Here is a 21,273-nt window from a genome sequence, read left to right on the forward strand (position 1 = left end):
CGTTCGTCAGTTCATGCCGACGCACCATGACGGACTCCTGCCCGCAACGGCATTAGATCCACCGCCCCGAGCAAGAGCCATCAGACACTGCCTAAGTGACGACACGCGGGCCTTGCCTCTCTTGACTCGGGAGGCAAGGCTACTCCGGCACCCGGTGCTTCAGTCTTCTGAACGCGTCGCGCTCAACACCTCGTCGGCCACAGCCGGCGTGATGATCTGCGTCAGCTCGCCAAGATGCCCGGCCGCGAACGCGCCTCGCCCGGAATCAGCGCAGGCGGGCACGTCGGACTGAGTGGGCAACACAGCTCCCGCAGGTCCGGCATCTTGGTCAACTCCCGTCGTACGCCAAGACCCGCCGCCCTGCATCAACTCTCCCCAACGGCTTGACAGCCTGCTCACGGCCCTATCTTCCCGGCATTGGTTTCAAAGTCCTGGTGATCACGTGGGCGTGCAGGCCATAGCGGTGCGGGAGCCTGAGTCGGCCCGTCACGAACCCAACGAAATTCCGGTTCATCGGGTGACCTTCCCAAGTCACCCTGAACCACCGGAGTTTCGATGTGCGGTCAGTCTGCCACCGTATGCCTCGTGAAGCCGCCCGCTCTGGAGGGCGTGGCCGGGCTCTCGCTGGTGGAGCGGTTGCGGATGTTGCCCGATCCGCGCCGGCGGCGCGGTGTGCGTCACCCGTTCGTGGCGGTGCTGCTGGTTGCCGCCTCGGCAGTGGTCGCCGGAGCCCGCTCCTACGCGGCGATCGGCCAGTGGTCCGCGGCTGCTCCGCAGCATGCCCTGGCCCGGCTGGGTGCCCGCGTGGCAGGCGTGCTGGGAGTGCGCGTCGCGCCGAGTGCGGCCACTGTCCGACGGGTCATCGGCCTGGTCTGCCCTGGTGGCCTGGCTGACCTGACTGGCGCTGATCCCGGCGGCACGAAGTCGCTGGCCGTAGACGGCAAGGTCACCCGCGGATCCCGGCACGGCCAGACGCCCGCCGCCCACCTCCTGGCCGCGATGACCGGTGACGGCCAGACCGTCACCCAGCTGCGGGTTCCCGGCAAGACCAACGAAATCACCTGCTTCACCGCACTGCTGGAGCCCTACGACCTGACCGGAGTCACCGTCACAGCGGAAGCGGCCCCGCCGCCCGCGACGAGCGACAGGAGGCTCGCGACCACGGCGGTGAGGAATTGCGCGCAATCGGCAGCGGCAGGGTCAACCCTGCAATATCCCGCAATCGGTGTGCACCCGCTCGCTGTCCGCAGGATCCTGAAGCTCTGGCTAGGCTCAACGAAAGGCCCGTCACATGCAGCTGCGTTTCCTCGGCACCACGTCCGACGACGGTGATTGCCCGACCCTCTACGAGACGGAGACCGGCGACATCGTCGTCCAGGGCGACCGCCTCACCGACCCCGAGGCGCTCGCACAGCTGCGGGACGTCAAAGCGAGCGAGACGTTCGTTGTCGTCCCGCGGGAGCTGCTGACCCGCTTCGCCCCCAGGACGTGAGCCGGGTGCCGGAACTCCGCCCGTTCGCCGAGGTCACGCACCTGTTTGAGACCTTCGCGCACACGGCCTGGCGCTTGGAAGTCCAGCGCGGCTACACCAGCGACCGCACGAGCGCGAAGCGACAGCGCTACCTGCTCGGCGAGCATCTCGGCTTCGACCCGGAGCATCCCTGGCACGCCAACGTCCGCCGGCAGACCGAGGCCGGCAAGCAGTTCGAGCGGGTGCGGATCGTCGATGACCCGCCCACCCAGGACCAGCGGTTCCTGCTGGCGAGCGGCCTGGGCAACGTCGAAGCAGGGGAGGACATCCGCAACCTCAACCGCGGCCAGGCACAGCGCCACGGCCTGCCGGACTTCGACTTCTGGCTGTTCGACTCCCGCGTCCTGGTCCGCTTCCACCACGATGCCGACGGCGCCACGCTGGGCGTGGAGGTCACCCAGGAGCCCGCCGAGGTCCTGCGCGGCTGCCAGGTGCGGGACGCGGCCTGGCATCACGCGATCCGCACCGCGGAGTTTCAGACCCGGGTACTTTCACCCATGTGAGCACCGACTTCCAGACGGCCCGCATCTCCCTCGGCGCGCGGCTACGTGAGCTGCGCACCGAGGCCGGGCTGAACGGCAAGGAGATGGCCGCACGGCTGTGTTGCAGCCGTCGAAGATCTCCCGGCTGGAGAACGGCAAGCAGACGCCGTCCCAGACGGACCTGGCCAACTGGGCGACGGCCGCTGGGAAGCCGGAGGCCGCCGCCGAGTTGCAGGGGCGGCTGCAAGGGCTGGAGACGCAGTACCGGACCTGGCGCCGGCAGCTGGCCAACGGACACCGCTCCCGCCAGGAACTGGCCGTCGCCGAAACGGCCCGCACCCGCGACATCCGCGGTGTCGAAGTCGCCCGGATCCCGGGGCTGTTCCAGACCGCCGACTACGCCCGGCACCTGTTCACCGCCAACGCCGCCTTCCGCAACACCCCACGCGACACCGAGCCCGCCGTCCGGGCCCGCATGCAGCGCCAAGAGGCCCTGTACGAGGCGAGCCGGTCCTTCCGCTTCGTCGTGTGGGAGGCCGCCCTGTACGCGCAGGTCTGCCCGCCGGAGGTGATGGCCGCGCAACTGGACCGACTGTGCGGCCTGATCGGCATGGACACCGTCGAACTCGGCATCGTCCCCTTCACCGCTCCACTGCAACGCACCCCTGCGCACGGGTTTTGGATCTACGACGAGCGGCTGGTGACCGTCGAGACGATCAACGCCGAACTCTGGCTCGACGACGCCGACAGCATCAGCCTCTACACCCGGGCCTGGACCTGGCTGCACGAGTCCGCCGTCCACGGACATCCGGCACAACGCCTCATCGCCCGCGCACGCGCCCACCTCAGCCTCACCTGAGCAATCGCCCGCAACACCCCAACTGCCGCAGCAATCCGACGCAATCACCCCGCTGACCAGCGCACACGTCCCCTACGGTCAGCGCATGACCGCCTCGGCCCCTTCAGCGGACCTGAGCGTGGCGCCCGGCAACGCATGGCTGCTCTCGCACAGCCCGGCCCCCGCCGAAGCCCGCCGGCTGTGGCGCCACGACCGCTGCGCCCCCGTGTCCGCGACCGCTTGGTGTGTCGCCCAGGGCCAGTGCCTGCGCTCCCTAGGCCATCCGCCCACTCCAGCGCGCTGGACTGCTGGGCCCCGTCCTGGTGGACCCCGCCGCCGACGCGGCCTGGTGGTTGCTCCCGACGGCGCGCAAGAGCACCTCGCCGACATACCGATCCTGACCATCCCCCCGGCTGGACCCTGTACTGCCCGCCCGTGGACCGGCACTTCGGCGGCCGGTACTGGCTGGAAAGACCCGACGGCTCCAACCGCCTCACCGCCCCCCTCGCGCTGGGCGCCCTCTTCAGCCCCGCCGGACGACCTGCTTACTGAGCCGACCCTGCCACGGAGAACCATGACGAAGCCGACACCACCGGAGACCGCCGCCACCGACAGCGACAGACCACCCGGAGGGCCGCTTTGCAGGGCTCATCCCCGCGGGCGCGGGGAGCGGGGCCTTGTGGGCGCGGCGCAGGATCCTGCGGAGGGCTCATCCCCGCGGGCGCGGGGAGCGGACTTCGTGAGCTGTACTTTTATCAAGGGGCGACGCTTGTTTCAGCAAGGATGAGAGAAAAGGGCATACGGGACAAACGGGAACCCGTTCGGTCAGAGATACCTCCACGCCACAGGCTATGCCCTACGCCGAGGCCCCTCGGGGAAACCGCCAAGGCCCCAAAGACACCCCCGTCGAGGCCCGGCTCCCCCTCCTACAGTGCCGGGCGTGAAACCGCATGCCCGCCAGGCGGTTCGCCTCGATTCCACTCCCCACGGCGGAGGGCTCACTCCGTCTCGTGTTTCAGGTGGAGGAGTCCGTCGATGGAGCTCAGGCGAGCCTGTAGGGCGGGGGCCGGGGCCGGTGTGGTGGTGAACAGCAGCACATGGGCCGCAGGGTGTTCTGGTGCGTAGAGGTCGTCTTCGCCGTCGTCGCCGGGGATCAGGTTCGGCTGAATCTCGATCCGTACCTCGGGGCTGCTCGCGAGGTGGTAGGTGCCGCGGTAATTGCTGTCGCGCTCGGTGAAGTTCAACCCGAGGCGGGCACTGACGAGCCGGACCAGTTCGCTGGCGGTGTGGGTACTGGTGCCGTAGGTGTGGTCGTCGATCATGGCGCACCAGACCCTATGCCACGACGGTGTCGGGATGTCGGGACGCTCGACCATCTGGTCCCGCTCATACCGGGTCCCCCCGAACAACGGTGGCGAGGCAGTGCGCATTCACGGCACGGTTTTGCCGCTGAGGAACTCTTCCTGCGAATCCAGAGCCAGGGCGCGGGCAAGCCGAGCTGGCTCTGGCCGTGATGGACCCGCAAGGTACCAATCAGGTACCTTCTCGGTATGCCCTCGCTGAATGTGACGTTCACCGACGATGAGATGCACGAGGTCCGTGCGGCTGCCGCGGCCGAAGGCAAATCCCTCAAGCAGTACCTCCACGACCTGCCCCTGCGGGAGAAGCACCGCCTGCAGTTCGTCCGCCACGCCGTCACCTGGGGCGCAGACCACCAAGCCGAGTTCGATGAGGCGTTCCCCGACGAGGTCCCCCCGGCCACGCGCCGCGGAGAGGGCCGCGCCGCCTGATGATCCTGCACATCGACGTCCCCTGGCTCCTCGACGTCCAAGAGCAGGCCGTCCCCGAGGACGTCTCGGTCGCCGACTACTCCGCCCTCGTGGCCGCCGTCGCCCGCCACAAGACCCGCATCCCCCGCCCCAACGCCACCGAACCCGACGCCGCATGGCGCGCCGCGGCGTTGCTGGACACCCTGGTGCGGTTGGAGCCCCTGCCCCACCGCAACGCGCTGTTCGCCTGCCAGGTCGCCGTCGCCTACATGCACGCCTGCGGTGAAGGCGTCGACCCGCCCTACGGGGCCTTGGTCGACCTCGTCCGCGACATCCAGGCCAGCAAGACCACCGTCTACCAGACGGCGAGGCGCCTCCGGACCTGGCGGATCTGAACGGCGACAGCCAGCCCCGGACGCGAGACGCGACCGATGCACGGCGGCCGCCGATGACATCGCTGTGTGGAACGACACCGGGACGCCCCCACGGATTCCGCTGCGCGGTCCCGAGGACTACCCCCGCAGGGCGCGGGGAGCGGGCGGCGTGACGCTCGCAGCCGTCCGCCCCGGCGGGCTCATCCCCATGGGCGCGGGGAGCGGGCCGGTGACCTGATCCTCGCGTCCTTCGCCTCGGGCTCATCCCCGCGGGCGCGGGGAGCGGAGAGGGGCTTGCTGTGTCATGGGAGTCCTTCCGGGCTCATCCCCGCAGGCGCGGGGAGCGGGTCACCAAGCCGGTACACACCGTTCCCGCACATGGGGCTCATCCCCGCGGGCGCGGGGAGCGGGACTTCGTGAGCTGTACTTTTATCAAGGGGCGACGCTTGTTTCAGCAAGGATGAGAGAAAAGGGCATACGGGACAAACGGGAACCCGTTCGGTCAGAGATACCTCCACGCCACAGGCTATGCCCTACGCCGAGGCCCCTCGGGGAAACCGCCAAGGCCCCAAAGACACCCCCGTCGAGGCCCGGCTCCCCCTCCTACAGTGCCGGGCAGTCGGTACGGGCACCCCGCGCAAACATGCCCGGAGGGCCGACCCGTTGACGGCAAAGCTACGGCGCCCGGTTTCCGAAACGACGGCGCTTGGACGCCTTGCTCCAGCCTGAGGAAGGTGATGAGCGAGACGGGTGGCTGGAAGGGCGGAAGATGAGGGTGAGGCCCTCATGGCCGACGGGATGCCATTTGTGGTCGTGGGTACGGAAGGCGTATCCCTGTTCGGAGTTAGTGGAGTAGGCGAGCAAGGCGCGGCCGTTGCCGGCGTACTGGCGAACCTCGTCCCACAGGACTTCGCGAATGCGGGCGGACGGACTGCCCAGGAAGACACCCGGAGAGATTTCCAGGAGCCAGCGGGTGAGGAAGCCACGCAGACCGACCGGGCAGTGCGTGAGGACGATGACCGTCACCAGATGACGCCATCCCGCGCAAGGGCATCCTGTGTACCGACCTCCTGAGCCAAGGTGCCGCCCCGGCTGTCTCCGTGATCGCCATAGTTGCGGCCGGCGGCCACTTCGGTACCTCGGTCGGACAGAAGCGTGACGTGGTCACCGTCGTCCGGGAGATCGACTCCCGCGGGCGCGAGCAGTCCCTGGATGTCACGCACGCACCGGTCCAGCAACCCGGCACTGTTGATGCGGTCACGCAGCGCACGCCGAGTTCGGGAACCGATGTCTTCCGTGCCCTCTGCGGCAACCTCGAAGGCGACGGGAATGCCGATGTCCGTCTTGTAGAGGTCGGCTACGTCGAGGACGAAGGACAGTTCGTGGCCCGAGTGGACGAAGCCGAGGCCTGGGCTGCAACCCAACGCCGCGATCACGGTTTGGGCGATGCCGTACATGCACTGCGCGGCAGCGGTGATGGCCTGGTTGGGGGCGTCCCCGGAGTTGAAGTCGCCGGGGGTGAACCGGCGGCCGCGCCAGGTGACACCGGTGCGGGCGGCCTGCTCCGCGTAACAACGTCTGACTCGATCGCCCTCACGGCCGAGGAGCTGGCGGCGGGTGCACCCAGCCTGATCTTCGTCGGGGAAGCGGAGGCGATACATGGCCCTGGCGACATCGAGCCGGGTCCGCTGGTTCGCCCAGGCCGTGGCCTGGGCTTCCACGAGAGCGGAGGAGCGGCTCAGGGCCCGGCCGCCGGCGTAGAAACGTACGCCGTTCTCGCCCACCCATACCACCACGGCGCCGCTCTCGCCGAGAACCGCCATGGCCTGGTGGGTGATCCGGGTGCCTGGGCCGAGGAGCAGTGTGCCGATCGTCGCCGACGGGATGTGACGGACTCCCTCTGCGTCCTCGGCGGTGATGGCATTGGCGTCGCGGTGCACTACACAGCGTTCGAGATAGACGAAGGACAGACGGTCACCGACGCGGGTGAGTTGCCGCGGGCTGGAGGCAGGGCGCCTGCTGATCGTGGTCATCGGCTACTCCGCGGGGGCCAGGGTCATGAGCCCGCAGCCGTACGCCTTGGCCTTGCCGAGGCCGAAGGTGAGGGTGCGGCGGAACGCATCGGGATCGAGGACGCGGAGGCGTCCATCGAAGGTGACGCGGGTCAGTGTCACGTTGTGCGCGCGGGCTTCGGACTCGTTCCTCTTGCGGAAGGCGAGGTCGCTGCGGTTGTGGACGACGACCTCGTGCCAGAGGCTGTCGAGGCCATCCGGTCGGCGCTCTGCCTTTTCCACGACCTCGAAGCCGGCCTCCCCCTGCCGTTTGAGCAACCAGTCCAGTTGATGGTGTGGGGTGAGGTGTGCGGTGCGCTTGGTCGGCTCGGCGTCGTGCCGCCGGATGCTGTGCACGGGGTTCGCGGTGAGCCGGAAGGCCCAGGTGTCGTCTGCGGCGAGGCGGGCGAGGAAGGGACCGTACGGCTTGGTCTGCCAACCGCCCGTTGTCGGCCAGCCGGCCTGTTCCACGAGATGGGTGAGGTCGGGCCGGTCGGGGCTGACGACGTAGAGCAGCACTTCGCTGCGGGACTGCTGGTCCAGGCGCCACAGCACCCGGGGGCCGGCACCCTGGTGGTCGGGCTTCTGCGCGAAGGACGCCATGACTGCCGCGTGCGTGCTCTGCGGCGAGGTGATCAGCCGACGGGCACCCATGCGCGCGGTGTTGAGGCGGAATCGGGTCAGGAACATGGTCAGTCTTCCAGTAGCGCCATCGGGTCGTGTTTCGGCGGTGGGGAAGTCCGGCGGGCCGCGCCCAGTGGATTGGCAACGGTGACGGCGCTTGAGCGGACTTCGCGCAGTTTGTACCTGCGGTGACGTGGGTCGAAGCTGAGCGGCTGGTCCCGTAGTGCGTCACCGGGGCTGTCGCCGTCGGCGAGGTCGGCGATCACTTCGAGTTCGATGCGTCGCTCGTGGGCACGGCGGCGCTGGAACCAGGCAGCAGCCTGCCAGGGCTCGGTCCGCAACGCCCGCCAAAGGCCGCCGCGATGGACGCCGAGGTCGATCGGGCGGGACGGCGGGCAGGAGCGGCGCCCGAGGAACGGCAGGAACGTCGGGGTTCGCACCGCCGTGTACAGGTCGTCGATCAAGGTTTCGTCGCCTTCGACGGCTGCGACAAAGACCGCGTCGGAGAGGTAGAAGCGTTCGGAGACCGGCATGGACTTATCGGTGTCGCCGTGGTGCGCGGTCTGGTAGTCGCGTAGACGGGTGCCCGGCTGGTCGAGTCTGACGGCAAACGTGAGCGCGGCAAGGTCGGAGAGGTCGGCGCCGCGATCACGGCCCTGAGCCGCGGCGAGCAGGCCGAGCACTCCGCTCTTGGTCGGTGCGCGTTCCGTCGTACGTCGTGCGAAGCGTGACGATGCGCCCCAGGACTGGAGTGGGCCCGCGAGGCGCAGCGTCAGGACGCCGGTGCGTTCGCTCATGCGGGATGGTCCTGGCCCTGGGGTGTTTGTCCCGCCAGCCGTTCGGATACCGCGTTGCTCACTTCGTCGAGCAGACTGCTGATGGTGACCGCGGTACCGAGTGCTGCCAGCGGCTCGGTTGCCGCGCCTGCCCTGAGTACCCAGCTCTTGTCGCCGGTGACCTCGTAGGCCTTCTCGATGTCGGAGACGTGCGCGAGCAGTTGGGTGCATGCGCCGCGCAGATGGCCGCCGGAGCCCTGAGGAGCAAGAACGGGCTCCTCGAAGGCGGAGACGAAACTGATGGGCCTGGCCGAGCGGAGGCTGACGAGGACGGCTTCGGGGAGTGTGTGGTTTCCGAAGGTGTTGATCTTGCCGGTGGGCATGGAGGCCACGAAGCCGTGCAGGAAGGCCCGCACCGCCCTGCGTACCGGCTCGTCCAGCGGTTGATCCGGGCGCCGGCCGGCTCCTAGGTTGTCGCGCAGCCGGTCAACGTCGAGAGCGGCGTAGCGGTAGAGCGTCGCCGAGTTGAAGTCAACCGTGCCGATCATGCCGGCACCGGCCTCTTCCGCTTTCTCGTTCTGGTCGTCCACTGCGGTGAAATAGTCGGATTCGTTTTCGACTTGGTGGACGCTGATGGCGTGCGCGACTTGGGCTGCGGCGTCGACGTTGATGTCGGCGGAGTCGGCGACCATCCGTCCGAACAGTGCGATGTCCACCGAGTGCCGGGTGTCGGCGATCTCGCGGGCCTGGTTCTTGTTCTCCTTGGCCTTCAGGTATGCCTTGATGTCATCGGCTCCCTGGACTGCGAGGCGAGCCAGGCCGTCGATCTGGCGCGCGCTGAGGAACATCAGGTACGAGGACTCTGGCGGCGGCTCCGGCTCGCCCTTCTTCTTCGCGCTCTCGGCTTTCCGGCGCGGCACCTCGATCTTCGAACCCGTCGCGGCATAGAGCGTTTCGGCGGCCAGTGCCATCGCCGTGGTGCCGTCCAGCGAGGGTTCCACGGCGGTGATCTGCTCGGCCAGCAGCTCGGCCACTCGGCGGGTACGAACGCCTAGTTCGTCCGGGTCGAGAAGGTCCTGGAACGCTCGCCGGGTCGCCCTTTTCCATGCCTGGCTGGAGACGCGGGCTCGGCGGACGCCGCCGTAGACCGCGGTTTTGGGGGTACCGGTGTCGTCGCGGTTGAGGTTGCTCGGCGGCACGGTCTGCAGCACGTGCACGTCGATGATGGTGCGGTTCACGGGGTGTCGTCCTCCGAGGTGGTCGTGTCGGGGTCCTGCGGGCCGTCGCTGCTGCCCGCCACGTTCGGCCCGGCTGTCGCTTCGCCGTTGCCGGAGGCGGGTCGGGGGACGGCGAGGTAGGAGCGGCCCCAGGAGCGGCGCACCGACTGGGGGCCGCCGGGGCGCTGCCACGTGTGGAGTTGGTCGGCCAGCAAGCCGTAGTCGAGCGGAATTGCCTCGCGGCGTAGCAGGAGAATGAGGTCGCGCAGTCGCCCGGCGAGCACCACGGGTGTGGCGGCCGTGCCCACTCGGACGAAGCGCTTGCGCGTCGGTTCGTCGATCTCGGGGCCGGGGGCCAGGCGGCGTACGGCGGTGCCGAGTTCGGGGCCGGGCTTGCGGTGCATGGGAACGGTGTGATGGGACTGCTGATGGAGTGACCACAAGGTGACGGCAGCGTGTGCCGCCTCTTCGGCCTGCCGCATGGCGTCCTCGGTCAATTCGCGGCGCTCGTACTGCTCGTATAGAGGTTCGGTGCCGATGAGGCCCCACAGGTCGGCGGTCTCGCCGGCGGGTCGGCCGATGCCGCGTCGTAGCCGGGCCAGTGTGCCGACGGCGTCGCTTCGGTTGTCCAGATAGCCCCGCTGCAGCCACGTGATGCGCTGATGGACGGCGGCGCCGACCGGGCCGAGGGGTGCCTGTCGCGTACTGGACGTGACAGGGGCGGGATGGCTGGTGGTCATTCCGGCGACTCCATGGGAGCAGGTTGGGTGGCCGGTGGGTCCGGCGGGCCGTCGTCATTGGTGGCCAGGAGTCCGTCGAGGCGTTTGCGGAAGCGGAGCTCTGCTGCGGCGTCGTTCAACCATCGGGGTCCGCCCGGGGTCTCCACGATGCGTCCTTCCCAGGCGGACAGTCCGGCGTCGTCGAGCAGGCTGGTCCCTAGGGCGCCGACGATCCGGTGTACCTCCCGCTTCCAGCAGTCGCGGTGTTCTTCCGGGTCGGTGGCGGCGCCCAGGTCCCGCAGCCACCGGCGGTAATGGGTGTTGAGGGTGCCGAATCCCTGGTCTTGGGCGGCGTCTTTGTGCGGTTCGGGGTTGGCCCCGGATGCCAGAGCGAGATCGGTGGCGAGGTCGGCGAGGGTGCCGACGGCTCTTTCCGCGTCGTTCAGGGCGTCCACGGCTTTTTGCCCGTAGCGCCGGTCCTCACGGTGGAGCAGCACGACGGGCATCAGGACGCCGTCGTCGACCACTTCATCGATCACCGACTGTTGGGTGCCGTACCGCGCGCCGATGACGCGGGTGCGGATCAGGTGGCCGCGCGGAAGGAACCCTTCGGTGGCCAGCCGGGCGATCCACTCCACGATGCCGGGCCGTAGGCGCTGGGCGCCGTCTCGGCTCTGCTCTGTCGCTGTCTCGCGGCCGGTGAGGAGGCCTTCCATCCCTCGCCAGGCCATCCGCGAGGGATCGTGGTCCTGTGGCAGGTAGACGAGTGCTTCCTGGCGTTTCTTCTCCTGTGCCGGGCTGCGACGCCAGCCTGTCATCGGCTCGTACGGCTGTTTGTTGTGTGGTTCGAGGCGGTCTCCGTACGCCAGCACGACGCCGTGGACACCGTCGGCGTCATGGTGTAGCCGGATACGGCGTGACTGCCAGGTGTAGAGGTCTCGTAATCCGTAGGGACGGTGCGCGAGGTCGCGGGCCTCGTCCGGTCCGCACGGATCGGCCCGCCATGCCGGACGGTCGGCTTGGTCCGTGTGCAGCCCTGTGGAGTCCGCGGCCATCAAGTTGAGAAGCAGCGTCTCGTGGAGGTCGTCCCCCTCGACGAGGACGCCGCCGAGGTTGCCCGCCCATGCGACGCCCTGGGGGTAGCCCTTGCCTGCCTTCACCCGGGGGTCGCCCACCGCACCGGACTTGATGCCCGAGGGGTCGAACGCCTGGGCGTGCACCAGCCATCGGGCTGCCTCTGCCCAGCCGAGCCGGGCGACCCCCGGCATGCGCATGCTGAAGAACGGTTCCCCGTTGGGCACGTCGGCGACGATGCGGTTGAGGGAGAAAACCTCGTCCTTGGCTGTCCGCAACCCGGCGACCTGGAAGAACGGACGCTCGGGGTGCAGCAGGTCGAAGCGGTCGCGGTGCTGGTGCAGGTAGTCGGCGACACGATCGGCGTATGGCGTCTGGGACAGCCACAGTTCCTCCCACTCGTCGCTGTCGGCGGGCGCCGCGCCTTTTCCGGGCCCGCCGAGGGCGTCGTGGAGGATTGCCAGTAGCAGTCGGATGAGGGCGAAGTCCTGAGTCGGTAGATCTCCGACGAGCCTATGGATGTTGCGCGCTTGGTCGAACACCTCCGACAAGGACAGCTCGCGCTCGGTACCGTCGGCAAGCTGAACGGGCAACCAGGGTCGATGGGTCAGGTTGAAGGATGGCACTGCGGGCATCGACGTCGCTTCCCTTCCTTGCTCGGTTCCTCGCGGGTCACCAACAGGCCCTCGTCGGGGTCGTAGGCCACGTTCCATCCCGCCAGCCGGGCCTGGCAGTCCTCGTCGAGCGCGAGGATCAGCTCTCCGGCGAGCCAGTGGCTCTCCTTCTCCTGCCAGGCGGGGACGTATAGCTCTTCCAGTTCGGTGAGGGCCTGGGCCTCCTTGTCAGGGAAGGAGAAGTGATAGGGCAGCCGCAAGCCGCTCGCAGCGGCGGCGCGCGCGGCGCGCGCGGACGGTACGGCGTCGGTGGGCAGTTCGAGTCCACCGCGGCCCTTGTCCAACCAGGGCAGGGTGCACAGGGCGCCGTCGCCCCGGCGCATGACGACCAGGACCTCCAGGCTCTCCCGGCTGTCGCGGACCTGCGCTCGTCCGGCCCTGCTGTCATCCGCATCACCGACGCCCGCGCCGATCCAGCCGATGAGGGGCCGCCCGGCCTTTCGTACCTCGTCCAAGCGGAAGACCTCCGCCTTCCGCTGCTGCTCGGCACGGGCTTCGCGGTGCTGGGCCCGCGCAGGATCGATGGTCTCCTGCCAGTGCGGCGGGCAGGGTTCGTCGGCGCCGTACGCCCGCTGGACGAGAGGGCTGATGTCCTCCGGCAGCCGCACCGGCCGTCCGCGCTGCCCGGGCACTCCAAGGTGTGGGGCGAGTACGGCTAGCGACCGAAGCAGCGGATACGCACCGTAGACCGTGCACGAGCCTTTGACGGGCGTGGGCGCCGGATCCGTCCGCCAGTCAACGCCGGTCACCAGGCAGCGCGGCTGCCGCAGGCGCGGAGGCCGTTCGCTCTGCAGCTCACCGCGGGGATGGCGGTGCAGCCTTCCCATTCGCTGAAGCAGCAGGTCAACAGGGCACAGGTCGGTCACCAGCAGGTCGAAGTCCACGTCCAGCGACTGCTCTGCCACTTGGCTCGCGACGACGATGTGCGCCTTTTGTGGACGGAGCGGTGACGTGCCATTGTGGTCCGGTGGTCCGAACCGGACCAGCAGCGAGGCGTCCTTGCGCGCCCGGTCGACATCGATGAAGCGCGCGTGCGCGACAGTGACGTGCTCGGCACCGAACCTCGCTCTGAGTGCGGCAGCCGTGTCCGTCACCCGGTCGACCGTGTTGCGGACGACCAGAGCGCACCCGCCATCGGCCAGTTCCGCTGCCAGACGATCCGCCAGTGCGCTCTCGTCGTCCGCCAGGCGCTCCAACACCACGTCGTTCCGGCGGCCGGAGGCCGCGGGCGATGCTGTAGCCGGCTCCGCTCCGGGGGCGACAGCAGTCAGAAGCGGGTAGCCAGTGGCGTCGCCGAGCACATCGGCACTCCCCCCGGTGTACGCCTCCGCCAACTCCCGCCGCCGACCAGCCGGAAGCGTCGCCGACAGCACCACAACGGGAACGCGATATGCCCCCAGCCACGACAGCACCCGGTCGAGATAAGTGTTCATGTAGGCGTCATAGGCATGTACTTCGTCGATGACGACGACCTTGCCAACCATCGCCAGGTGCCGAAGGGCCAGGTGCCTGCTCTTGAGACCGGTCATCAGCAACTGGTCGATCGTCCCGACGGCGAACGAGGCGAGCAGGCCCTTCTTCCGTCCCCGTAGCCACTGGTGCGCGATGAGGTCGGCGGAGGCGGACTTCTCACCACCCTCGGGACGTTCGTCCTCGGCGTATGCGTCCACAGCAGCGACAGTGCGGTGGCTTTCGCGCATCAGGGCGGCGTAGTCCTCCTGGAGCGCTGCCTTCGCGTGTGCCAGCAGGACCGAACGCTGTTCCGGCGAGGATTCCCCTGCCGTCGCCGACGCGAAGGCTGGGAGACGGTCGAGCCAGTCCAGAAGCCGCGGGAACATGGCGTTGCTGGTCGCCATCGTCGGCAGAGCCAGGTAGCACCCGCCCGCACCGGAACGAGCCGCGAACACCTCCGCCGCCGCGAGGGCTGCCTCGGTCTTCCCCTCCCCCATGGGCGCCTCGATGATCAGCATCCCGGGCTGTTCCATGCCCCGGGCCATGGCGAGCGCCTGCTCCTGCACCGGCCGCACCACAGCACCGGGCGGCAGGGCGAAGCGCGCGGCGAACAGGTCCGCCGCCTGCTCGCGTGGCTCGGCCGGCGACCATGGTGCGGGTAATCGAAGCCCTCGCCACGCCGCGGCCACCCGCTCGCTTTCGCTCCGGGGGCGCTCCTCGGGAAAGTACGGGAAGAGATCCGGATTGCTGGCGATCCAGTCGCACACGATGACAATCGCGCTCAGCAACACCTGCACCGGCTGCGGGAGTTTCACCCCTCGCCAGTGGGCAAGCCGGTCGTCCACCTCGAAGACGTCGGCAGAGGCATCCAGCAGTTCGTTCTGCACCCGCTGCCAGATCGCCTCCGCCGGCCCCGGCGTCCGCAACAGTTCGGGATGCGCGTCGAGGTTGTGGATCTGCATGTGGTCCGGTGGTACGCCGTGGTGTCCCCCTGCTATCACGGCGAACTGCGCGGAAGCCCTGCGGGTCCACCCACGCCGTTCTTCGAGCCACTCCTGCAGCAGCATCTGCCCGGCCAGCCCATGCGGTGCCATCCGGCGATCGTCGCCGAATTGCTTACGCGTACGCATGCCGAGGCCGGCGGCGCTCATCACATCAGCCAGATCATCCACCTGGCACGCGAACGCGGGCGTCGCCTTCCCGATGTCATGCGTCCCCGCCAGCCACACGCACAACCGCCGCCCATCGGCTTCCCTCTCGGGAAGCGGCTCCGCGATCAACTCCTTCACGTTGCGCGGCAGCCAGTGATCCCACAGAAGCCCGGCGACGGCAGCACTGTCCGCCATGTGCCGCCACAGCGGCAGCCACTTCTCCGTCACCCGGTCGTGCTTGGCCCACACGGTACGAACCGCGCCGGCCAAACGGTCGCCGAGGTTTGCGGGCGGGTTCCCTTGGTTAGGCACGGCGGTTATTCAACAGGGACCTGAAGGTCGCTACGCCCCAGACGACAGGTTCGATCAATTCTCTTCACTCGTGATCAAAAAACGCCATACCGGCAAGGCGGTTTCACGAAGGGCAGAGCGACACCCCAACGAGATGGCGACGGCAAGGACGAGCGATCAACCCTGGAACGAAGCGACCGACGGCAGCAGCTCGCGCGGCTCTGTGAAGTCGACCGCGCCGAAGACGCTGTACAGCACGTTGTAAGTGTTGGCTGCCGCGCGCAGGTGGCTGACCACGTCGGCCTGCTCGACGCGCGGGCGCGGCGCGAGATGCCGTACAGATCGGTGGCCATGGCGTGCTGGGCGGGGGAGGCGTCGGCGGCATCGATACGGCGGGCCCGTGGTGCAGGGCCAGGTAAGCGGCGTGCAGGACTGCTCCGGCGCCAAGGTCACTGACATGCAGCCCAGCCAGATCTGTGAAGACGTCCGGGCCGGGGCCGCTGCCCGGGCTCCAGCCCCAGCGAAAGGTGTCAGGGACAGCCCGGTCGGTAGCGTGCCGGGCACGTCCGTAGTCGTGCCAGAGGTCTGCGGTCGGGGTGGTCACCCAACCCATCCTGGCGGGCACGGCCAGACTGCGGGCCGGATCGGCCAACCTCACCCCTGACAGTCGAGTTGGTTGTCAGTCCAGAATCGGGCGATCGTCGACTTCGTCCTCGGCGAGCTGCGCCGGCAACTGGCGGAGGCGAAGCACCACCTCGCCGCCTTGAGGATCTATTGCTACACGCCTTCGCCGGGTGGAGCACCAGCGCGCGGCGTATGAGCCGAACACGACGCCAAAGCAGCCTGCTACTGGGGTCGCTGGGTCGGAAGGGACAAGGTTCCTTCCTGCATGGGTCTTAGGGCGCCACGTTGGCTGCAAATTGTCGCAATGCGCTTTGTCTAGGCCCTCCCGGACCTACGAAAACACGTTGAACTGCATCGACACACGGCTACGAATAAGGATTCGAATCGTTCTTATGGCGAATTGCATGCGCTGCGAGCCAGTATGTGCAGACTCTGGAAGTTCCGTTGTCAGAGCCCCTCCTTAACGTGGAATCACGGGTCTTCTCGGGAGGAGAACTACGTGGCCAACGTGGTCAGGCATGAGAAGTTGCGGATCCACCTCGACCTCACGCGCGATGATCTCGGCCATCCGGAGCTGCCGAAGCTCTGGGAAACGATCTATGCAACTGATCGGCTGTACGCCTCCCGCAACGTGCCGGTGGCCGAGCGAGGACTGCAGTGCGGGGGAATCTGCCGAGGCGCCGGAGTGGGCGCGTGGATGCACCTGCGGCTCCGGGCCAACGGGCGCCGCGAGGCTGTCCATGAGAAGTCAGAAGACGAAGCGCGCCATATCGTCCCGATGAGCGACGAGCACAAGGCCTACCAAGAACGCATCCTGCGGGCAGCTGAGTCCGCAGGGTTCAACGGTGACAGCGAGGTGCGCACCCGCATCGGTCGCAGTTGGATCCAGACCGACACTCTCGTGGAAGGAGCCGACGGGCGACGCATCGGCTGGGAGGTGCAACTGTCCTCAGCCGGCGTCCACGGGCCCCGCAGCGTGCGCGCACGAGCGTCGAAAGCAGCAAAGAACGGCATCATCCCGGCCTGGCATACGGACCGATCTGACTATGCGCAGCGCAACGACACGCACTGGACACGAAGCAACCACCTGCCGGCTGAGGTCATCAGGAAGATCGGCGACGTCGCCGGACCCCGGCTCGTCAACATCGCAGCTGGCCGTCCTCGCTCCCGACCGACGCCGCGCCAAAGCGGCTGCTCGTAACTAAGGCGTCCGCCCGCTGATGTTCAGCGGGCGGACGCCCTGGTCTTCAGCTCGTCGGCCGTCCTGGACTGTCGCTGCCTCGCAGTTCCGCAAGTCGCCGTTCGTACAGAGGCCCTGCGACGTGTGCCGCCCGTGCTTCCGACGGGGCCGCTTCCTCGATGAGGTGCTGAGAGACAGCTTTGAGTTGTGCAGCCCACGCCAGCACGTGCTGTTGGGCTGTCCGCCCGCATTCATGGGGCTCACCCGGCAGGCACAGAGGCATCTGTTCAGGGCCAAGGAGCTTGAGGGTTGCGTGCCGCACATAGCCGGCGATCATGTGCCACTGCTCGTCGGACCGCTGAACACCCCCCTGCCCCTCTTGAAGCCACTTGCCGAAGTCGTCGCCATGGTCGTCCACAGTGCGCCCCTACGGATCTGGAGTTACGCGGGTGCGGCGATGGTAGCCGTGTCCGGCGCCGCACCAGCCTCCTTCGGGTCGCAGTGCCCGACGGAGGGGACGCACGGGCCGCATGGTCCGCACATCGGTAGGAACTGCGGGGGGCCGCAACGGGCTTTGCCTGGGCCGTGGACGGCTGCGATGTCGCGCGTCACCTCCACCATCCGCTGACTCCCCCAGATGGTGGACAACGGGGTCTCCAGCACGTTGCCGATGGTCAGGAACCGTCCCAGGACACACGGCCACACATCGCCGTTCGGACCGATGGCGCACTTTTCGTGGGCGCAGTGTCCGCACAGGTCAGCGATGGTCGGCGCTGCACCCTTGCTGGCCCGCCCGAATGCGCGGGTACGGTCGCCGCCGACCTGCTGAACACCGAGGTCGAAGAGGTCTTTCGCAGCTTCCTGAACACGCTGCTCGGCTCGGGTGGCTACGACTCCACCACGCACCGGAATGCCCAGTTCCAGAGCCTTTTGGATGTTCGCTCGGGTTCGCTTGTGTGCACCGCGGAGACGGGTGACGGCATCGTGCTCCTCTGCGGTGTCGGAGTAGTAGCTCGTGGCCAGCTTGGCCCCGAACGCACGGAATGCTTCCCACAGTTCGGGCCAGATGTGGGTCATGTTGGAGAAGACCTCGATGCCGAGGTCGCACCGGGCCGCGTGCTCGATCAGCTTGGGGAGGTGGGGGTACAGGGTCGGTTCCCCGCCGATGAACTGCACGTCCTGGCCGCCCATGGCCGCGAACTCGTCGATGGTGTTCGTCCAGTCCGCCACGGTCATCGTGCCGTGTGTGCCGTGCGGGCTGGAGTCGGCGTAGCAGTGATCGCAGAACTCGTTGCAGGGTCCTGTGACCTCCAGCCACACGAAACGTAAGCTACTGGTGCCCATGATTACCTCCTGCTAGGCGCGATGGGAGACCTTGGGTGAACTGCTGGCTGCGAAGCGGCCACTTCGCCAGCCGGCGAAAGGCCGCCCGGACGCAGTACGACTGTGCTCGGGCGGCCCCTTAACCCACTTCGGTGTGCGACCGCCCTCACCTGTCAGGGCATCACCAAAGTGGGAGTCATATGGGCAGTTAGAGGGCAACGACCTAACGCTTTCGCTGTCATCTCGCCATTCCAGCCTCGGAACGAGTGCGTAGCGGGATACCCCACTCGCGCAGGTTCTTGCGGACCGTAGGGGGGCTCCCGCCGTACCTCTGGCCAATGGCCTCAACGGATACCCCCGATAAGTAATCGGAGATCATTTTCACTTTGGCGTCGGAAGAGTACTGCACCCTCTCCCTTCCTGGTCCCCCGCGACGAGTGGGCTCTCCCCATTCTCGAAAAAGGTCCCCCATCGCTTCCGGGGTGGTGCCAAATCGTTTTCCGAGATCCCGCAGGGAAGCACCTTCGCGGTACATGCGAATTACCTTCCGTTTGGAGTGTTCTGGGTCGGGCTGAACACTCCGAATGTGGCCCCTGCGCTTCACTTCGAGTTCGTTGACTTCGTTCCAGTTTTTCGACTTGCGGGCTTTAGACAGTTCCCTTTCAAGCTCGCGACATCCGGAGCAGTCGAAGCGGAAGTGGGGTTGCTGGTGCACCGAAAATTCCCGTACGCAGAAGGTAGTTTGTGTAGATCGGTCGAATGGTCCGACAGAGGAATCGCGGCGCCAGCCTTCATAGGCCGGGGAGCGACCACTCCTAACTTGACCCCGCGAGGCGAGAAGTCGAGTCGGGAGCCCGGTGACAGCGACCAAGGGTGTCCCGAAGGTCGGGATTCCCGATGGAAGAGACCGGACGCCAGCTATAGGCAACCCCATTGGGTCTAATCTTGACGTCATCACTATTGGCGCGAACCAGGTATCGAAATCCAAACACGAGTCCCCCTGCCGGTGACTCATTCACATCGATGTGCAGCGGGCCCAGATCCTCGTCCTCTGCCCAGACTTCAAACCAACCCGTCGTTTCCATGAGAACGCGAACGGATGCGGCCAGGAGGGACTGGTCGTCAGCGATCAGACTGCCTTCGATGAAGGCCCATCGATCGCCATGCCAGGCGCAGAGCAGGTTGCCACGCTCGTTCATGACGACCGCACCGACCATGATTTGGGGGCAACTATCTTCATGGATGCAGCATCCCTCAAGGCGGTGACTGCGAAGTGCGTTGAAAAGCAGGTGGAGTTGCGGCCGTTCAACTGCACTGTTCCGCGAATACCTGTGCAGTTCACGGACGATCGATGCGGCATCCACTAATTACCCTCACCAGCCAGCTCAGCCCAAACGACCTTTCCCCACGGTTTCCTCTCGTACCCCCAAGCCGCGGACAGCGCGGCGACAAGGAGCAGGCCGCGTCCCGACTCGGCGTTCTCGTCCGGGTAGCGAATCGTTGGGGTGTCTTGATTCCTGTCGACCACGCCGATACGAACCCTGTTGAGGTCTCGCGAAATCACCACCTGGATGGCCGAAGAGCGGGTGTGGGTAACGGCGTTGTTGATGAGTTCCGAGACGATCTGAGAGCCGGCGTAGCCCAGTTCCTCTTTGCCCCAGGCGCTGAGCGCAGTGGAGACGAGCAACCGGGCCCGGCCTGCCGCCGCAGGCGTGCGGGGCAAGGTTTGGGCATAGCCCGGAGCACCAGTCCCGGTGGGCCTTGCGGATTTGGTGATCACGGGGTCATCCCTCCGGTTGAGCCGTCCAACCTGACTAAGCGCGAGGCGGGCAGCTCTCCGCCAAGCTGTCGACGGCAAGGCGGGCGGGCGGGGCCGACAGCTACAGAGTCAACTCAGAACCCCCGAAAGGGCTCTGGCCGATTGCGCTCCTTGAACCTACGGTCGTCACCGATGGAGTAGGACTGACTGCGGGTACGGGTTAGGGAACAGACGGCACAGGGGGCGGCATGGCCGCGGAAGGCTCTGCACGGAGGCGCGTAACCACGGGCACTGTCGCCGGGTTTGTGCTTCGCATGGCACGGGAGAGTGTTCAGCATGCTCAGAACACCCAAGCTGGCATGGCCGACGCCATGGGAGTCGACCTCGCTACCTGGCAAGGGTGGGAGTCAGGGCGTCGACCGCTCGCCAACATGAAGGCAGGAGCACTGCTCGATCTCCGCCGACGCCTGCTCGGGCACGGCGCGGATCCGGTCGCCCTTGGCCTCCTCGACGCAGCCCTCGACGCCGATCGCATTATCAGCGCCACGGTGAACCCCGACGAGGTCAGGCGCCACCCTCTTGCGGATTGGGTGCACACCCGCGAAACAGCCCACCTGATCGCCTGGGCGCTGAACGGCACCGTGCCATCTGCTCTCGCCAGCCGCCCGACCTATTCGCGCCGCAGGAGCCCCGCGGCAGCTGCACCACTACTGCCTGCGCAGGACCGCAGCGACTTCTTCTCGCGTCTGCGAGAGACCGCAGATTCGGCTCTCCGCGCAGGTGAAGGCGGAGTGTTGCTTCACCGGCAAGCTCTCTACCTCTGCTCGTACGACCGGACACCGGACGCAACCCGATGGATGGGACACGCGCTGCATGCGCGACGTGACCTCATCGCAGCGCGAGGGTGGACACCCCACTGGGCCGCAGCACGATCAACGGCGACCGCACTCGTGCGACTTGGGGACACCCAGCCACTGCTTGACTTCATCGACCGGGCGATGGCGGACGACGACGCCGCGGAGACCGCGAACTTGAACTACTGGGCTTACTGGTTAGGAGCCTTACGGGAGCCGCAGGCCAACGACGGCTTCATGCAGAACAAGCCCACCGACTGGGAGCCCGTCCGCCTGATGCGGGGGCTCGTAAACGGTCTTCACCAGGCACCCGGGTACGTGGATCTCTACACGCACTCGCTCTGGGCACTGCTGACGGCACATCCGTGGCTTCCCCTCGCGGACTCGGAGTTGGCAGACCGCCTGAGCGCCCGTACCACCCAGCTTCTGGACGACAACGCAATCTCGCCGCGATCAACGCGGGAACTCAGCGCAGTGCATTACGTTCTACGCGAGAACCGCACGTGACAT

The 21,273-nt window shown here is 67.5% G+C and carries 19 protein-coding genes and 1 pseudogene; 9 read left to right on the forward strand and 11 right to left on the reverse strand.

Going from position 1 to position 21,273, the window contains the following annotated elements:
* The first annotated feature begins 585 nt into the window (after nt 1-585).
* The 4 genes and pseudogenes from ACFVT2_RS36125 (at nt 586) to ACFVT2_RS36140 (ending at nt 2,872) form a co-directional block, all read left to right on the forward strand.
* Nucleotides 586-1,332, forward strand: coding sequence for a transposase family protein (locus tag ACFVT2_RS36125; protein ID WP_390025045.1), 747 nt, complete (start codon nt 586-588; stop codon nt 1,330-1,332).
* Nucleotides 1,292-1,492: a hypothetical protein gene (locus ACFVT2_RS36130; RefSeq protein WP_390025047.1), complete on the forward strand. Its 201-nt coding sequence runs from the start codon at nt 1,292-1,294 to the stop codon at nt 1,490-1,492. The genes ACFVT2_RS36125 and ACFVT2_RS36130 overlap by 41 nt, the downstream gene beginning before the upstream one ends.
* 5 nt (nt 1,493-1,497) lie before the next feature.
* On the forward strand, nt 1,498-2,034 hold the full coding sequence (locus tag ACFVT2_RS36135; protein ID WP_390025049.1) for a DUF6879 family protein: 537 nt from the start codon (nt 1,498-1,500) through the stop codon (nt 2,032-2,034).
* A pseudogene (locus tag ACFVT2_RS36140) lies at nt 2,031-2,872 on the forward strand (helix-turn-helix domain-containing protein). Before ACFVT2_RS36135 ends, ACFVT2_RS36140 begins: the two are co-directional and overlap by 4 nt.
* A gap of 977 nt (nt 2,873-3,849) precedes the next feature.
* On the opposite strand, the gene ACFVT2_RS36145 reads toward ACFVT2_RS36140, so the two are convergent.
* Nucleotides 3,850-4,173, reverse strand: coding sequence for a hypothetical protein (locus tag ACFVT2_RS36145; protein ID WP_390025051.1), 324 nt, complete (start codon nt 4,171-4,173; stop codon nt 3,850-3,852).
* Between the two features lie 228 nt (nt 4,174-4,401).
* On the opposite strand from ACFVT2_RS36145, the gene ACFVT2_RS36150 reads away from it, so the two are divergent.
* Together ACFVT2_RS36150 and ACFVT2_RS36155 are read left to right on the forward strand one after the other, a co-directional pair.
* Nucleotides 4,402-4,641, forward strand: coding sequence for a hypothetical protein (locus ACFVT2_RS36150; RefSeq protein WP_390025053.1), 240 nt, complete (start codon nt 4,402-4,404; stop codon nt 4,639-4,641).
* Nucleotides 4,641-5,015, forward strand: a complete 375-nt coding sequence (locus tag ACFVT2_RS36155; RefSeq protein WP_390025055.1) for a toxin Doc — start codon at nt 4,641-4,643, stop codon at nt 5,013-5,015. The genes ACFVT2_RS36150 and ACFVT2_RS36155 overlap by 1 nt, the downstream gene beginning before the upstream one ends.
* Before the next feature lie 654 nt (nt 5,016-5,669).
* Here the strand turns inward: ACFVT2_RS36155 and cas2e are convergent.
* Genes cas2e through cas3 form a run of 8 tightly spaced genes read right to left on the reverse strand, consistent with a single transcriptional unit; the run spans nt 5,670 to nt 14,927 of the window.
* On the reverse strand, nt 5,670-6,020 hold the full coding sequence (gene cas2e, locus ACFVT2_RS36160; protein WP_390025057.1) for a type I-E CRISPR-associated endoribonuclease Cas2e: 351 nt from the start codon (nt 6,018-6,020) through the stop codon (nt 5,670-5,672).
* Complete coding sequence (cas1e, locus tag ACFVT2_RS36165) at nt 6,017-7,027, reverse strand: type I-E CRISPR-associated endonuclease Cas1e (RefSeq protein ID WP_390025059.1); 1,011 nt, start codon at nt 7,025-7,027, stop codon at nt 6,017-6,019. The genes cas2e and cas1e overlap by 4 nt, the downstream gene beginning before the upstream one ends.
* 3 nt (nt 7,028-7,030) lie before the next feature.
* Complete coding sequence (cas6e, locus tag ACFVT2_RS36170; protein ID WP_390025061.1) at nt 7,031-7,735, reverse strand: type I-E CRISPR-associated protein Cas6/Cse3/CasE; 705 nt, start codon at nt 7,733-7,735, stop codon at nt 7,031-7,033.
* A gap of 2 nt (nt 7,736-7,737) precedes the next feature.
* A complete protein-coding gene (gene cas5e, locus ACFVT2_RS36175; RefSeq protein WP_390025063.1) occupies nt 7,738-8,466 on the reverse strand; it encodes a type I-E CRISPR-associated protein Cas5/CasD in 729 nt (242 codons plus the stop codon).
* Nucleotides 8,463-9,683: a type I-E CRISPR-associated protein Cas7/Cse4/CasC gene (gene cas7e / locus ACFVT2_RS36180; protein ID WP_390025065.1), complete on the reverse strand. Its 1,221-nt coding sequence runs from the start codon at nt 9,681-9,683 to the stop codon at nt 8,463-8,465. Before cas7e ends, cas5e begins: the two co-directional genes overlap by 4 nt.
* Nucleotides 9,680-10,402, reverse strand: coding sequence for a type I-E CRISPR-associated protein Cse2/CasB (gene casB / locus ACFVT2_RS36185; RefSeq protein ID WP_390025067.1), 723 nt, complete (start codon nt 10,400-10,402; stop codon nt 9,680-9,682). The genes cas7e and casB overlap by 4 nt, the downstream gene beginning before the upstream one ends.
* Entirely contained in the window at nt 10,399-12,048 is a 1,650-nt protein-coding gene (casA, locus tag ACFVT2_RS36190) for a type I-E CRISPR-associated protein Cse1/CasA (protein WP_390025069.1), read from the reverse strand. Before casA ends, casB begins: the two co-directional genes overlap by 4 nt.
* A gap of 14 nt (nt 12,049-12,062) precedes the next feature.
* Entirely contained in the window at nt 12,063-14,927 is a 2,865-nt protein-coding gene (cas3, locus tag ACFVT2_RS36195) for a CRISPR-associated helicase Cas3' (protein WP_390025125.1), read from the reverse strand.
* Nucleotides 14,928-16,146: 1,219 nt separating this feature from the next.
* Between cas3 and ACFVT2_RS36200 the strand changes: the two genes are divergently transcribed.
* Complete coding sequence (locus ACFVT2_RS36200; RefSeq protein WP_390025071.1) at nt 16,147-16,848, forward strand: hypothetical protein; 702 nt, start codon at nt 16,147-16,149, stop codon at nt 16,846-16,848.
* A gap of 420 nt (nt 16,849-17,268) precedes the next feature.
* On the opposite strand, the gene ACFVT2_RS36205 is transcribed toward ACFVT2_RS36200, so the two are convergent.
* Nucleotides 17,269-18,171, reverse strand: coding sequence for a radical SAM protein (locus ACFVT2_RS36205; RefSeq protein ID WP_390025073.1), 903 nt, complete (start codon nt 18,169-18,171; stop codon nt 17,269-17,271).
* 1,004 nt (nt 18,172-19,175) lie between these two features.
* Here ACFVT2_RS36205 and ACFVT2_RS36210 point away from each other — a divergent pair.
* The gene (locus ACFVT2_RS36210) at nt 19,176-19,517 is read left to right on the forward strand and encodes a hypothetical protein (RefSeq protein ID WP_390025076.1); all 342 of its coding nucleotides are present in this window, start codon (nt 19,176-19,178) and stop codon (nt 19,515-19,517) included.
* Here the strand turns inward: ACFVT2_RS36210 and ACFVT2_RS36215 are convergent.
* On the reverse strand, nt 19,514-19,930 hold the full coding sequence (locus tag ACFVT2_RS36215) for an ATP-binding protein (RefSeq protein WP_390025078.1): 417 nt from the start codon (nt 19,928-19,930) through the stop codon (nt 19,514-19,516). The genes ACFVT2_RS36210 and ACFVT2_RS36215 overlap by 4 nt on opposite strands.
* A 338-nt stretch (nt 19,931-20,268) precedes the next feature.
* Between ACFVT2_RS36215 and ACFVT2_RS36220 the strand changes: the two genes are divergently transcribed.
* Entirely contained in the window at nt 20,269-21,270 is a 1,002-nt protein-coding gene (locus ACFVT2_RS36220; RefSeq protein WP_390025080.1) for an XRE family transcriptional regulator, read from the forward strand.
* Nucleotides 21,271-21,273 lie beyond the last annotated feature (3 nt).

The organism is Streptomyces sp. NPDC058000 (assembly GCF_042886435.1).
Classification (GTDB): domain Bacteria; phylum Actinomycetota; class Actinomycetes; order Streptomycetales; family Streptomycetaceae; genus Streptomyces.

Coding starts and splice junctions, on each gene's coding strand:
- ACFVT2_RS36220 (WP_390025080.1), top strand. CDS start 20,269: ATGGCCGACGCCATGGGAGTCGACCTCGCTACCTGGCAAGGGTGGGAG.
- ACFVT2_RS36155 (WP_390025055.1), top strand. CDS start 4,641: ATGATCCTGCACATCGACGTCCCCTGGCTCCTCGACGTCCAAGAGCAG.
- ACFVT2_RS36130 (WP_390025047.1), top strand. CDS start 1,292: ATGCAGCTGCGTTTCCTCGGCACCACGTCCGACGACGGTGATTGCCCG.
- ACFVT2_RS36205 (WP_390025073.1), bottom strand. CDS start 18,171: ATGGGCACCAGTAGCTTACGTTTCGTGTGGCTGGAGGTCACAGGACCC.
- cas3 (WP_390025125.1), bottom strand. CDS start 14,927: ATGGCGGACAGTGCTGCCGTCGCCGGGCTTCTGTGGGATCACTGGCTG.
- ACFVT2_RS36150 (WP_390025053.1), top strand. CDS start 4,402: ATGCCCTCGCTGAATGTGACGTTCACCGACGATGAGATGCACGAGGTC.
- ACFVT2_RS36145 (WP_390025051.1), bottom strand. CDS start 4,173: ATGATCGACGACCACACCTACGGCACCAGTACCCACACCGCCAGCGAA.
- cas6e (WP_390025061.1), bottom strand. CDS start 7,735: ATGTTCCTGACCCGATTCCGCCTCAACACCGCGCGCATGGGTGCCCGT.
- casB (WP_390025067.1), bottom strand. CDS start 10,402: ATGACCACCAGCCATCCCGCCCCTGTCACGTCCAGTACGCGACAGGCA.
- cas5e (WP_390025063.1), bottom strand. CDS start 8,466: ATGAGCGAACGCACCGGCGTCCTGACGCTGCGCCTCGCGGGCCCACTC.
- cas1e (WP_390025059.1), bottom strand. CDS start 7,027: ATGACCACGATCAGCAGGCGCCCTGCCTCCAGCCCGCGGCAACTCACC.